Origin of the sequence: Novipirellula herctigrandis (genome assembly GCA_007859835.1) — a bacterium.
GTDB classification, from domain to species: domain Bacteria; phylum Planctomycetota; class Planctomycetia; order Pirellulales; family Pirellulaceae; genus Novipirellula_A; species Novipirellula_A herctigrandis.
In genome coordinates, this window is sequence record SJPJ01000001.1 from 408,553 (window position 1) to 409,073 (window position 521).

Genomic DNA, 521 nt, shown 5'->3' on the forward strand with positions numbered 1-521 from the left:
CCAACGCTAATCGCAAAATCCGTTGCAGGTTGGAGCGTGCGGAAGAGAATCCGCTACACCGAAGATAGTCCGAGTGGGTTCTCGGGAGCACACAGCCAGCCTTGACCACACCGGACAGCCTCACGAGCAAGGCTCTCGGGAGTGCCTGCCGCTCGCTTAAACACACGACCAAACTTCTTCACAATGTCGCACCAACCATGGGTGTCGAGCCCAATGCGACTCAAGATAGGAGCCAAGTGGTCGGGTATCTTGCCAACCTTGTTCCGGTGCAACTGCCGGCCCGTCCAATCCAAGAGTTCCAAATAGCGAGACATCGAGACCGCCAAGAACCCCTTGGTACTTGCCCGCCGACCGGATGGATCGATACACGGTCCGACCGCATCGTTCTTTTCGTCAATTTCGATCGGACTCATCCAACCGCTCTTCCGCCGACGTCGACTCCGCTCCCAATCATGAGTACTCGGCCGAGTCCGATCCCGACGCTCAGCCAAATCATCGATGCGATCTTTTGCACCGGTGTA

At 57.0% G+C, this 521-nt stretch carries 1 pseudogene; it reads right to left on the reverse strand.

The annotated features are described in order from the left end of the window. Positions 1 to 53: 53 nt before the first annotated feature. Positions 54 to 521, reverse strand: a pseudogene (locus CA13_RS34520) (hypothetical protein); the annotation flags it as partial.